The organism is Aquirufa sp. Wall-65K1, from assembly GCF_054558475.1.
Window position 1 is genome coordinate 114707 of the sequence record NZ_JBPXKD010000004.1, and the last position, 13564, is coordinate 128270.

Here is a 13564-nt window from a genome sequence, read left to right on the forward strand (position 1 = left end):
AGCGATATGGGGAGTATTTACGGGAAAATATTTCAGATTAGTACCTTTGGGGAGTCACATGGTGCGGCAGTAGGTGTGGTGGTACAAGGTTGCCCTGCAGGAATTTCATTTGATCTAGCATTCATTCAGTCAGAATTGGACAGAAGAAAGCCTGGCCAATCTAGAATTACGACCCAAAGAAAAGAGGCAGATAGTATAGAGGTGCTTTCCGGGGTATTTGAAGGCAAAACCACAGGCACACCAATAGCTATGTTGGTTTGGAATGGCGACCAGCGCTCTAAAGATTATTCTCACATCTCTGATCAGTTTAGACCTTCGCATGCAGATTACACGTATTTTGCTAAATATGGTTTAAGGGATTATCGGGGAGGTGGACGTAGTTCAGCTAGAGAAACAGTAGCCCGCGTGGCAGCTGGAGCTTTGGCGAAATTGGTTTTAGCCCAATTAGGCGTAAAAATTACAGCTTATGTTTCACAAGTGGGTACGATAAAGTTGGGGACACCTGTTGAGCAATTGGATTTGAGTTTAACTGAAACCAATGCCGTGCGTTGCCCTGATACGGCGATGGCTGATCAAATGTTTCAATACATTGATGAAATCCGTAAGCAAGGAGACTCCGTGGGCGGTGTTGTTGCGGCCTATATTACAGGCTGTCCAGTAGGTCTAGGAGAACCCGTTTTTGATAAATTACATGCTGAATTAGGTAAAGCCATGTTAAGTATCAATGCCGTTAAAGGCTTTGAATATGGTAGTGGTTTTGATGGTGTGGAGAAGAAAGGTTCCGAACATAATGATGTGATTGTCAAGGAAGCGGATGGAACGGTGCGTACCCTGACCAACCATTCAGGTGGTATTCAGGGAGGTATTTCCAATGGAGAGCCGATCTATTTTCGCGTGGCTTTCAAGCCCGTTGCGACCATCATGCAGGATCAGGATAGTATCAATGAAAAAGGCGACAAGATAACCGTTTCGGGTAAAGGGCGTCATGATCCTTGTGTAGTTCCTAGAGCTGTTCCTATTGTGGAGGCCATGGCAGCCATCGTGATCTTGGATTTTTACATGAGAAATCGAGTAATTCAAATGCCCGCTTAATGTTTAGTCAGGAAGATGAATACTACATGGGTTTGGCATTAATGCAAGCTCAAAAAGCCTTGGAGGAAGAGGAGATTCCCGTTGGAGCCGTAGTGGTATGTCAAGGCAGAATTGTAGCTAAGGCATACAATCAAACAGAAGTATTAACCGACGTGACGGCTCATGCAGAAATGATTGCGATTACCTCTGCAGCTCAAACCATTGGGGCTAAATATTTGAAAGATTGTACCATGTACGTGACGTTGGAGCCCTGCCTCATGTGTGCCGGAGCTTTATATTGGTCGCAATTGGGAAGATTGGTATTTGGTGCCAAAGAAGAAAAACGAGGTTTTGAGCGAGTAGGGCAATCGGTCTTGCATCCAAAAACTGAAATTCTGGGAGGAGTAAGAGCAGAAGAATCTGAATCCTTGTTAAAAGAATTTTTTTCGATGCGTCGTTGAACCGAAACCTTGGTTTACTTGTTTAAGACCTATGCATCCTAGAAATAGGATTAAATTTAAGATAACATTTACATATTAATAAAACCTATATTATGGCTTTTGAACTAGCACCCCTACCTTATGCAAACAATGCTTTAGAACCGCATTTTGATGCATTAACCATGGAAATCCACCATGATCGTCACCACAATGCTTATGTGACTAATTTGAATGCAGCTGTAGCTGGTAGTCCGTCTGAAGGAAAATCTTTAGAGGAATTATTCAGTCATATTTCAAGCTTGAGCCCGGCTATCCGTAATAATGGCGGTGGACATTATAACCACGATTTGTTCTGGAATATTTTATCACCCAATGGTGGTGGTGCTCCAGTAGGTACTTTGGCTAAAGCCATTGATGCTAAATTTGGTTCTTTTGATGCCTTCAAAGAAGAATTTAAAAAAGCGGGTATTACGCGTTTTGGTTCAGGTTGGGCTTGGTTAGTAGCTCAAAAAGACGGATCTATCGCTGTTTCATCTACACCAAACCAAGACAATCCATTGATGGATGTGGCTGAGGTTAAAGGCTTCCCGGTAATTGGTTTAGACGTTTGGGAGCACGCATATTATTTGAAATTCCAAAATAAGCGCCCTGATTATGTGGATGCATTTTGGAATGTAATTGATTGGAATGCAGCTGAAAAAAGATATTTGGCAGCTCAGAAATAAAAGAAGGGGATAAAATTTCGGTTTTATCCCCATTTTTTTTCACTTCGGATTTGCGATGTACCTTGATTTGTGTATTTTTGCAATCCCAAATGGCGGTTGTAGCTCACTCGGTTAGAGCACTGGTTTGTGGTACCAGGGGTAGTGGGTTCGAATCCCATCATCCGCCCAAAAAGTCTCAGTATTCATACTGGGACTTTTTTTGTTTTAGACCCTTTTCTTCATGAAGAATGTAGAATTGGGAATGTAGAATGTAGAATTATGAATGTAGAATTAGGAATGTAGAATTGGGAATGTAGAATGGCACCCAATCCAATGACTATTGCTCATTCACAATTTATCATTTACCAATTACTTCAAGTATTTTGAAGCAAATTCAATGAAGTTGGGCCAATTGGGACCTGTAACATGTCCTTTATCATGCATCCGAAAGCCAATTTCACCCTGAGTCTTGGCTTCATTGATGATGGGTGCGCTATCAGAAATTAATCCTTTTTTGCCTAGCAATTCATAGACAGGGCTAGCCTCTTTCCCTGCTAAGTACATGCCATAGGGATCTGCCCAGCTGTCGCCATTTCCTCCTACGCCAATGTACATGGGTCTAGGTGCACAAAGTGCTATCAATTCATGCGCATCAATGGGTAAATCATTCCATGAAAGCGGACCGGCATATTTTAAGAAATTACCTGCCATCCAATGGTATTCATTTTTAGCGGCTACATTTTCAATTAATTCTCCATAATTTCTTCGGTAAATTTTTAGTCCACCCGCCCCTGAAGAACAGATATACCCGATGGCAAAGCGGGAGTCAAATGCCATAGCCACTGCAGCTGCTTTCCCATATCGAGAGTGCCCTGTTATGCCCACTGAGGTATATTTTATATTTGGCATGGTTTCCAAATAATCCAATACCTTGCTAGCTCCCCAAGCCCAAGCTCTCAGGGAGCCCCAATCATCCGGCTTTCTATATTCAGCTCGATTCATTAAACCTATGATCCCTGATTTTAGTCCAGCCCCATGGTCGGCTTGAACCGTCAAAGGATTTAACTGAACAAAAGCCCAACCCTTGGCAATGACTTGTTCTGTCCAAGGGATTTCGTTGTTGGTAGGTGCTGGTCGGTTCATCCCAGGAGGAAATACCCAGGCCAACTCCATCATGGCAGGCATGGCCTTTTTGATATCTTTTCTAAATCCTATGGTTACTTCCATTTGAACAGAAATAGAAGGGAAGCGTTTGTTGTCGACAGTTCCAATCAATTTCTGGATTTCAACTGGAAAGCCCGCCATGATTTTGTTTTCCTTAGCTATAATTTTCCAAGAAATAGGGGGGATATTATCGGGTACACGGCCATAAATTTCCCTTTCAAAATCTTCTATAATTTCAGGTTTTCTATGGTAGTACCACGCTCTTTTGGTATCCACGCTTTTCCCATCTTTCATCTGTAAAACGGCAGGCAGGACTGGATAAATGGTGGCTTTGGATTCGTCATAATTGGCCGCATTAGCTGCCTTAGGATTACTTCCATTGACTCCAGGTCTTATGTGAGTAATGCTTAATTGTTGTAACATTTGCTCATAATCGGCTTGTGTTTTTCTTTGTCGGTCAGCTAAAATACTATCCTGCTCAGCTGTTCTGGCTATTTGGGCTAGGCAACTGAATGAAAGTAAGGTACTGATGAGAAGATAAAAGTAGGGATAGCGTTTCATCGTGGAATGATTCATTCAACGATATTAAGCAATTATTTGATTTAAATACCAAGAATAGGGATGTCCATAAAAAGTAAATGCCCCACCTAGGTGGGGCATCATTCCAAAGATGCTATCTTTGGAGAAGTTCTTGCACAAAGATACAATTCATTGTAGAAAAAAGTTCATGAAGGATAAAAAATATCGGGTTAAGGCCTACATCGATGGTTCCAATTTATATTTTGGGATGATGGATGCTGGTTTTAGAAATTGCAAGTGGCTGAATGTCGAGAAGCTTATTCGAAGTTTTTTACGTTCAAATCAAGAACTGGTGGAGATTAAATATTTTACGAGTCGGATTACCCATAATCCCCCGAAGCAAAAAAGGCAAACCACGTATTTGGAAGCCTTAGAATCCACAGGTGTAAATATTATTTATGGCTCTTATCAAGCGAAATTTACCGATTGTAGAAAATGTGGTAATAGTTGGATTATCCCCAATGAAAAAATGACAGACGTTAATTTAGCTACTCATTTATTGATGGATGCTTTTCAAGATCAATATGATATAGCCATTGTCGTTTCTGGAGATAGTGATTTTGTACCTTGTATTCAAAGTGTTAATGAACATTTTTTAGATAAATCAGTAGTGGTCTTTTTTCCTCCTTTGAGAAGAAATGAGTCAGTGGTGGCTGTAGCAAGAGCATTTCAAATGATAGGAAGAAAGAAATTAGTAGAAAATCAGTTTCCTTTGCATGTACGGAAGGAAGATGGTTATGTTTTAGAAAAGCCTGAAGAATGGGCTTAAATTTAAATTTGGTTTAGGTAATATGTCTGGCGTTTTTTTAAAAAGGTTTCTTATTGTTTTATATGCCGCAGGTTTAGTGGGCATGAACCTTCCTGCTACGCGGGAATTATTTATCTCTTTAGTTCCATTAACCTTGTGGTTTACGGGCTTTATCTGTTTGTTTTACTTTCCTAAACCAAGCATGTCGGCCTACCTGACCATGGGTGGAATTGTTGTAGCTGCATGGTTTTTGGAAGTGGTTGGGGTAAGAACTGGGAAAATATTTGGGGTTTACCATTATGGAGAAACCTTGGGTTTTAAGGTAATGGAAGTTCCCATTACCATAGGTATCAACTGGTTGATATTAGTATTAGGGTCTAGTGCGGTTGTAGAAGAGTGGAACGTAGGAGGAAAAATAGGAAGAGCAGCTTTAGGAGCGGGCTTAATGACAGCTTTGGATTTATTGATTGAGCCCGTAGCTATTCACTTTGATTTTTGGCAATGGTCCGGTGGACAAATTCCAGTTCAAAACTTTGGTGCCTGGTGGATTGCTAGTTTCTTTTTTCATTGGGTTTTTCAATCTGGGGAATTTACCAGTAAATCCTCCTTATTTCGGTGGATAATGCTCTTACAGTTTATGTTTTTCTTAGGCCATTGGATAATTTTACAAGCTTAATTTAAAACTTGAAAACAATTTTTAGACATATCAGGTTAGTCACTGTATAGATAAACTAGCTCATGAGTATTTATTCAATTAAAGATTTAGAACATCTTAGTGGCATAAAAGCTCATACTTTACGGATTTGGGAGCAAAGGTATGGTATTCTTAATCCTGAGAGGACGGATACCAACATTCGTACCTATGGAGATGAAGAATTAAAGTTGGTCTTGAATATTGCCATTTTGCAAAGTAGGGGGGATTTTAAAATCTCTGAAATAGCTAAAATGAGCGATAGCGAGCGCTCTGCCAATTTACTTCGCTTATCCGAAGAAACACTTCATTTTCCTGATCAGATACAAGCTTTAACCATCTCCATGCTGGAGTTGAATGAGGCGATGTTTCAGCAGCTGACTAAGAACATTGTTCAAAAGCATGGATTTGAGGATTACCTCATCCAAATTATTCATCCTTTCATGCTGCGCCTGGGAACCCTTTGGTTGTCTGGCTCGGTAGGTCCTGCTCAAGAACATTTTATCAGCCATTTGATTCGTCAAAAAGTGATTGCGGCCATTGACCAATTGGATTTAAGCATCAAACCTAATGCCAAAAAGTTTCTATTGTATTTGCCAGAAAGTGAATTGCATGAAATAGGTTTACTTTTTGCTAATTATATTTTACGTTCTAGAAAACATCAAGTCGTTTACCTAGGACAATCGCTACCATTCGAAGAATTGATCATCGCACATGAGATTCATCAACCCGATTATATCTTGAGTGTATTCACTTCTCAGCCTAATCCGGATGACATGCCGACTTATTTAGAGCAATTGGTAGAAAAAATACCCAATACCAATATTCTATTGACAGGTTATCAATTATTAATGTTTGGTCATGAAATCCCTGATAAAATTCAAGTCTTAACGAGTTTTCAAGATTTAATTGATTTAGCGAACGCTAACTAAACTGAGGATCTTTGGCTGTGGCATCTTCCACAAATTTCTTTACCTCTTGTTCTTGATCTTTGGGGCAAATCATTAGGGCATTTCCATGTTCGGCCACGATGAAGCCTTTTAATCCTTGAATGACCACTAACTTTTCTACTGGCGTTTTAATGATGCAATTTTGTGTATCGTAAGTCATCACATTACCTTCAATTACATTTTGATCGGCATCTTTTTCATTGATTTCATACAATGATTGCCAGGTACCTAAATCTGACCAACCAATATCAGAAAGTATGACTTTTACCTCTTGTGCCTTTTCCATGATGCCTACATCCATGGAGATATTTTTACATACCCCGTAAACCTTTTTAATAAAGCTCTCTTCTTCTTGGGTATAATAATGACTTAAACCTTCCTCAAATTGCTCAGCCATTCGAGATTGATGCTTTTCTAGCTCTTTTTTGAAGGTGGCTAATTTGAAGACAAAAATCCCTGCATTCCATACGTAATCGCCACTTTCTAAAAAAGCTTGGGCTAATTCCAGGTTAGGCTTTTCGGTAAAAGTTTTTACTTTTTGGGCTTTATGTTCGTTGGGTACATATTGAATGTAGCCATATCCTGTATCAGGCCTGGTGGGAATGATGCCCAAGGTTACAAATACATTTTCATCGGCTACTGCTAAGGCTGTTCGAATGTTTTCCTGAAAAATTTGTTCTTTTAGAATAACATGATCCGCAGGCGCTACAATGAATTTTGCCTTTTTATTCTTTTTAGAGATTTTATAGGTAGCATAGGCGATACAAGGCGCCGTATTCTTCCGTTGAGGTTCCTTTAAAATTTGCTCTTTACTTAAAAAAGGTAATTGCTCTTCTACTAGGTTCGCAAATTCTTCACTCGTGACCACATAGATGTTTTCTTGCGGAATGATACCTTGAAAACGTTCAGCGGTTTGCTGAAGCATGGTTTTACCAACTCCTAAAACATCGTGAAACTGCTTTGGATTTGCACTTCTGCTAATTGGCCAAAAGCGAGTGCCTATTCCGCCAGCCATGATGATAAGGAAATTGTCTTTCATACGTATAAACGTTCAATCAAATGAACGAATCTTCCTAGGAATTTACCTCAATATAAGCCCCTCATTCCTAATTGGCATATTCGTATTCATTCAAAATCAACAAATTTGTATTGATTTTTCTGAATTTCATTTCAAAGCTAACAAGAATTTCCTTGGATTTAAAGTTCTTTGGCCTTGGCCTATTTTTTGGAATCTAAGCCAAAGGCTAATATTTAAGTATTTATTGAAAAATTGGTAATTTTTTGATAAAATGAGTGCGCAATTCTATTTTCTTCCTTAGATTTGTTTGTGGTCAAGTGCCATATTTAAATTGTTATCTAAATTTATCAACATGAAAAGACTATCTACCAAATTCCTACCCGCTATTTTAGTGATGTTTTTGATGAGTTTTTCTGTGCTTGCTCAAACGAAAGTGGGAGGTCAAGTATCAGATGCATCCTCTAAAGAAGCTTTAATCGGTGTGAGTATCGCTGTTAAAGGCAAAGTTATTGGAACAATAACGGATGCTAAGGGTAATTTCTCTTTGAGTACATCTACTCCAACTCCTTTTACCATTGTTGTTTCAATGGTGGGTTATGAAAGACAAGAAATTAGTATTACCGGAAATAAAACGGACCTTAAAATAAATCTTAAAGAGCAATCAGTGCTTGGTCAAGATGTGGTTGTTTCTGCCAGTAGGGTAGAAGAAAGTGTCATGAAGTCGCCAGTTTCGGTTGAGAAAATGGACATCAGAAGTATTAGAGAAACTCCAGCTGCATCGTTTTATGATGCGCTTCGTAACATGAAGGGGGTTGAAATGGTCACTCAGTCGGTTTCTTTTTCTTCTATCAACATGAGAGGATTTGGTAGTAATGGTAACGTACGTGTGGTTCAAATGATTGACGGCATGGATAACCAAGCTCCAGGTTTGAACTTCTCTGTGGGTAATATTGTCGGTATTTCTGAATTAGACTTAGAAAATGTGGAAGTATTGCCAGGGGCATCTTCTGCTTTATATGGCCCTAATGCCATGAATGGAATTGTGTTAATGAACTCAAAGAGTCCATTTTTATATCAAGGTTTAAGTGCCCAAATCAAGGGAGGATTCATGGATGCTCCTAATCGTACTGTTCAAAATACACCTTACAGTGATATTTCTATTCGCTATGCGAAGGCTTTCAATAATAAGGTAGCTTTCAAATTGAATTTCAATACTTTAAGTGCAGAAGATTGGCAGGCCTCTGATTACCGTGATCAAAGTTTATTAAATGGAAGAACATTAGGTCTAGGTGGTCGTTCTACGAACTTAGCCTACAATGGTGTTAATATTTATGGAGATGAGACCAATGTGAATATGTTGAGTTCTTTGACTCCAGTTTTGGGTGACCCTACGAATCCTTTGACTGCTGGTATTAATCAGATTTCAAGAGCAACAGGTGGTTTATTATCTCCTTCGGCTATTTTGGGATATATTGTACCTAATGTAAACATTTCACGTGAAGGATATGCGGAGCGTGATTTAGCTTCGTATGCCAACCGCAACATGAAATTTAATGCAGCCTTACATTATCGTTTCAATGATAAAGTGGAGTTAGTTTTACAAGGTTCTTATGGTCAGGGTACCACCGTATATACTGGAGCGGATCGTTATTCGATCAAAAACTTTAGCATGGGTCAGTACAAAGCTGAGTTAAAGGGTTCTAATTTCTTCTTAAGAGCTTATACTACACAAGAAAACTCAGGTGATGCTTATGCTACTGGAACTTTAGGTCAAATAGTGAATGAGGCTGCTAAGCCAAGTACTACTTGGTATCCACAATACTTTGGTGCATTTGCTACCCAAGCATTGACCAACTTTGGTACCGTGTTAGGAACTACGTTAGCACAAACAGGAAATCCAACCTTGGCGGTTGGTAACGCGATTGCTACTACGCAAGCCGCATTTAATACCTATCATAACAATGCCCGTGCGGTAGCAGATGCCAACCGTTTGATTCCAGGAACCGCAGCATTTAATTCAGCTGTGGAGACTATCAAAGGTAGACCTCTTCCTCAAGGAGCCCGTTTCTTAGACAAATCAGCCTTATACCATTATGAAGGTATGTACAACTTCACTGAGGCTTTAAATAATAAATTGGAAATGATTGTTGGGGCTAATTACCGAATTTATGCCTTGAATTCAGAAGGTACATTGTTTGCGCGTCAGGATAATGGTCAAGAATTCTCGATCAATGAGTACGGTGGTTACTTACAGCTAGCTAAGAAAATGTTCCAGGATAAATTTAAGTTGACAGGTTCGATGCGTTATGATAAGAACGAGAATTTCGAAGGTCAGTATAGCCCAAGATTATCAGGGGTTTATACCGTAGGTCAATCTAATTTTAGAGCGTCGTACCAAACAGGTTTCCGTATTCCTACCACGCAAGATCAATACATTGATTTAAATACTCCTTCTGCTCGTTTATTAGGAGGTCTTCCGGTGGTACAAGATCGTTATAAGTTGTCTGGTAATTCATTTACTCTACAATCTGTATTATCAGGTAAGCCAGAGGTGTACACTGCCAAAGCTTGGAAGCCTGAGCAGGTTCGTACCTTTGAGGTTGGTTACAAAGGAAACTTAGGTAATAATTTATTAGCTGATTTCTATTATTATCAAAGTACATTTACCAACTTCTCGGCTGGTCAAGTTGTAGTTCAACTACCTCAACAACATAGAGATAATACGGTGGTTGGAAATAAAGTATTCTCATTCCCTTCTAACGTAGACAATTTGGTTAAAACAAGTGGTTGGGGATTAAGTTTAGATTATAGACTTCCATCAAATTGGACCTTAGGAGGAAATGTTTCGTACAATACGGTTAATGACAACGGTGGTTTGAGCAATTATCAATTAGCCTATAATACACCGGCTTATCGTACCAACATCACTTTGGCTAACCGCAATATTGGTGGTTCAGGTTGGGGCTTCAGTACTGTTTGGAGATACCAAGATGAATATGTTTGGCAGTCAAGTTTTGTTAACCAAATCTTAAACCAAACTCAGCAAAGTATTATCCCTTCATTCAGTACATTAGATGCCCAAATAAGCAAGAAAGTAGCAAGTATCAAATCTATTGTCAAGGTAGGAGCATCTAACTTATTAGGAGAAGCTTATACGACAGGATGGGGTAATCCTACAGTAGGTAGTATCTATTATGTTAGCATTACTTTTGATGAGTTATTGAATAAATAAGATTCATAATTTTTATTGAGGCTGTCCTACCAGGGCAGCCTCTTTTTTTTGTACCTTTGGTGATTGATTTGTAAGCTAAATATGCAGCCACCTAAAGATTTAACAGGGTTTTCTCACATTGAAGTTTTAGGTGCTCGTGAGCATAATTTAAAGAACATCGACGTTCAAATTCCTAGGAATCAATTAGTCGTTATCACCGGAATTTCCGGTTCAGGTAAGTCCAGTCTAGCTTTTGATACGATTTATGCCGAGGGTCAAAGACGCTACATGGAAAGTTTTTCAGCTTATGCGAGAAGCTTTTTAGGTAATATGGAAAGGCCGGATGTGGATAAAATTGAAGGACTTTCACCAGTTATTTCGATTGAACAAAAAACCACTTCCAAAAATCCACGTTCGACGGTTGGTACTACCACAGAAATTTACGATTTCTTGCGTTTGCTTTATGCGCGTGCCTCCGAAGCATTCAGCTATTTGTCGGGAGAAAAAATGGTCAAGCAGTCGGTTGATCAAATTATCAGTACTCTTTTACAGCAATTTCAAGGGGGGAAAGTTCAGTTATTAGCTCCTGTGGTTAAAGGTCGCAAGGGTCATTACCGCGAATTATTCGTTCAAATTGCCAAATGGGGTTATACTAAAGTTCGGGTAGATGGCGAAATTGTGGAGGTAGAGCCTAAAATGCAAGTTGATCGATTCAAGGTACATGACATCGAGATTGTCGTAGATCGATTGGTGGTGAAAGAGGATGATCGATTTAGAATATCCCAAAGTTTACAAACAGCCATGAACTTGGGTAAAGGCCAGGTTTTTATTCTGGATGAAAAAGGGAAGCTGCATTATTTTTCTCAAACCTTAATGGACCCTAAAACAGGTTTATCCTATGATGAACCTGCCCCTAATACCTTTTCTTTCAACAGTCCATATGGGGCCTGTCCTACCTGTAATGGTTTGGGGCAAATCGAAGAAATCACGGAAGAGTCTGTTATCCCAGATCCAGAATTGAGTATTATACGCGGGGCCATTGCTCCCATAGGCGAATACCGCGATTTGTGGATATTCAAACAGTTGGAGGTATTACTGAAGCCCTATCAGGTAGGCTTATCTACGCCCATTGCTAAGTTCCCAAGAAAAGCTGTTGAAATGATGTTGTATGGAACGGATGAGCCTGTTCCTGTGCCATCTAAAAAATATGTAGGGACAGAATGGACGACCAAATACGATGGGATTATTCATTTCTTGAAAAGACAACAAGAGAGTGGGTCGGAGAAAACGCAAGATTGGTTAAAGGACTTTTTAGAAGTGAAAACCTGCCCAGATTGTCAAGGTTACCGTTTAAAGAAAGAGGCACTTTGTTTTAAAATAGACGATAAACATATTGGGGAGTTAGCCCAAATGGATATTTCAGATTTGGAGCATTGGTTTGAAGGATTATTTTTAAGGCTTTCTGAAAGGCAGCAACATATTGGTGTGGAAGTGTTGAAAGAGATTCAAAAACGGATTGGATTTTTGACTCAAATAGGATTAAACTATTTGACCTTGGATAGACCTATGAAAAGTTTATCAGGAGGAGAGGCACAGCGCATTCGTTTAGCAACCCAGATTGGTACTCAACTGGTAGGAGTTTTATACATCATGGATGAGCCAAGTATCGGTCTGCATCAAAGGGATAATGAAAAATTAATCCAAGCATTGAAGGATTTGCGTGATTTGGGGAATAGTGTATTAGTGGTGGAGCATGACAAGGACATGATGCTGGAGTCGGATTATTTATTGGATATTGGACCAGGCGCAGGCAGGCATGGTGGTCATATTGTTGGTCAAGGAACCCCGGCTGAATTTTTGAAATTACAGACACCTACAGCTCAATACTTAAACGGTCAACTGGCTATTGAAATACCTAAAAAACGCAGAAAAGGCTCAGAAAAGGAGATTAAATTAATAGGTGCTTCCGGGAATAATTTGAAGCACGTGACAGTCAGTATTCCTTTAGGAAAAATGATTTCTGTAACGGGTGTATCGGGGTCGGGTAAATCGACCTTAATTCATGATACTTTGGTATTGAAATTGAAGCAGCATTTTGATAGAACAAAGCGGGATCCAAAGGATTTTAAGGGTATTGAAGGTTTGGAATTGATTGATAAAGTGATTGAAGTAGATCAGTCGCCCATTGGAAGAACACCTCGTTCCAACCCTGCTACCTATACCAATATGTACAGTGATATTCGCACCTTATATTGTGAATTACCTGAATCTAAAATTCGAGGATATAAAGCAGGGCGTTTTAGTTTTAATGTCAAAGGTGGGCGCTGTGAAAGCTGCGAAGGAGCTGGTAGAAAGAAAATTGAAATGGAATTTTTGCCAGATGTTTTGGTGGAATGTGAGTCCTGCAAAGGCAAACGATTTAATCGGGAGACACTGGAAGTTCGTTTCAAGGGCAAATCCATTTCGGATGTATTGGATATGACAGTGGAGCAGGCACTGGAGTTTTTTGAACATCAACCCAAAATTTACAGGAAGGTTAAAACCTTATTAGAGGTAGGTTTGGGCTATATTACCTTAGGTCAGCATGCCACTACCTTATCTGGGGGTGAGGCCCAGCGAGTGAAACTGGCTGAGGAATTGTCTAAAAAAGATACAGGTAAAACTTTATATGTATTGGATGAGCCCACTACGGGTTTACATTTTCAAGATGTGAAATTATTATTGGAAGTTCTTCAGAAATTGGTGGATAGGGGAAACACTGTTTTGATAATTGAGCATAATTTAGACGTCATCAAAGTTTCTGATCATGTGATTGATTTAGGTCCCGAAGGTGGACTTGCTGGAGGGCAAATTGTGGCCTTTGGTACACCGGAAGAAGTGGCCAAAGTTAAGGGAAGCCATACGGGAAGATTTCTCTTGAAAGAGCTGAACTTAGGATGATTTTTTTCCTAACGCTGTCAAGGTTCGAAACCTTGACAGCGTTGCGAA

At 39.6% G+C, this 13564-nt stretch carries 10 protein-coding genes and 1 tRNA gene; 9 read left to right on the forward strand and 2 right to left on the reverse strand.

Annotation, left to right across the window (positions count from 1 at the left end; all coding sequences use genetic code 11):
* The first annotated feature begins 6 nt into the window (after nucleotides 1-6).
* The 4 genes from aroC to ACST15_RS07875 all read left to right on the forward strand — a co-directional run bounded on the left by aroC (nucleotide 7) and on the right by ACST15_RS07875 (nucleotide 2402).
* Nucleotides 7-1092 carry a chorismate synthase gene (aroC, locus tag ACST15_RS07860; RefSeq protein WP_459454110.1) on the forward strand — a complete coding sequence of 362 codons (1086 nt, stop codon included), beginning with the start codon at nucleotides 7-9 and terminating at the stop codon, nucleotides 1090-1092.
* A complete protein-coding gene (locus tag ACST15_RS07865) occupies nucleotides 1092-1532 on the forward strand; it encodes a nucleoside deaminase (RefSeq protein ID WP_459454111.1) in 441 nt (146 codons plus the stop codon). The genes aroC and ACST15_RS07865 overlap by 1 nt, the downstream gene beginning before the upstream one ends.
* 92 nt (nucleotides 1533-1624) lie before the next feature.
* Entirely contained in the window at nucleotides 1625-2236 is a 612-nt protein-coding gene (locus ACST15_RS07870; RefSeq protein WP_459454112.1) for a superoxide dismutase, read from the forward strand.
* Between the two features lie 92 nt (nucleotides 2237-2328).
* Nucleotides 2329-2402, forward strand: a tRNA-His gene (locus tag ACST15_RS07875).
* A gap of 182 nt (nucleotides 2403-2584) precedes the next feature.
* Here ACST15_RS07875 and ACST15_RS07880 read toward each other — a convergent pair.
* Entirely contained in the window at nucleotides 2585-3955 is a 1371-nt protein-coding gene (locus ACST15_RS07880; protein ID WP_459454113.1) for a glucuronyl esterase domain-containing protein, read from the reverse strand.
* Nucleotides 3956-4106: 151 nt separating this feature from the next.
* Between ACST15_RS07880 and ACST15_RS07885 the strand changes: the two genes are divergently transcribed.
* From ACST15_RS07885 to ACST15_RS07895, 3 genes are all read left to right on the forward strand, one after another.
* Complete coding sequence (locus ACST15_RS07885; RefSeq protein ID WP_459454114.1) at nucleotides 4107-4727, forward strand: NYN domain-containing protein; 621 nt, start codon at nucleotides 4107-4109, stop codon at nucleotides 4725-4727.
* A gap of 22 nt (nucleotides 4728-4749) precedes the next feature.
* Nucleotides 4750-5382, forward strand: coding sequence for a carotenoid biosynthesis protein (locus tag ACST15_RS07890; protein WP_459454115.1), 633 nt, complete (start codon nucleotides 4750-4752; stop codon nucleotides 5380-5382).
* Between the two features lie 62 nt (nucleotides 5383-5444).
* Entirely contained in the window at nucleotides 5445-6329 is an 885-nt protein-coding gene (locus ACST15_RS07895) for a MerR family transcriptional regulator (RefSeq protein WP_459454116.1), read from the forward strand.
* Here the strand turns inward: ACST15_RS07895 and ACST15_RS07900 are convergent.
* Nucleotides 6322-7386 carry a mannose-1-phosphate guanylyltransferase gene (locus tag ACST15_RS07900; RefSeq protein WP_459454117.1) on the reverse strand — a complete coding sequence of 355 codons (1065 nt, stop codon included), beginning with the start codon at nucleotides 7384-7386 and terminating at the stop codon, nucleotides 6322-6324. The two genes, ACST15_RS07895 and ACST15_RS07900, sit on opposite strands and share 8 nt — an antisense overlap.
* 331 nt (nucleotides 7387-7717) lie before the next feature.
* On the opposite strand from ACST15_RS07900, the gene ACST15_RS07905 reads away from it, so the two are divergent.
* Nucleotides 7718-10597, forward strand: a complete 2880-nt coding sequence (locus tag ACST15_RS07905) for a TonB-dependent receptor (protein ID WP_459454118.1) — start codon at nucleotides 7718-7720, stop codon at nucleotides 10595-10597.
* An 81-nt stretch (nucleotides 10598-10678) separates the two neighbouring features.
* Nucleotides 10679-13516, forward strand: coding sequence for an excinuclease ABC subunit UvrA (gene uvrA / locus ACST15_RS07910; RefSeq protein ID WP_459454119.1), 2838 nt, complete (start codon nucleotides 10679-10681; stop codon nucleotides 13514-13516).
* Nucleotides 13517-13564 lie beyond the last annotated feature (48 nt).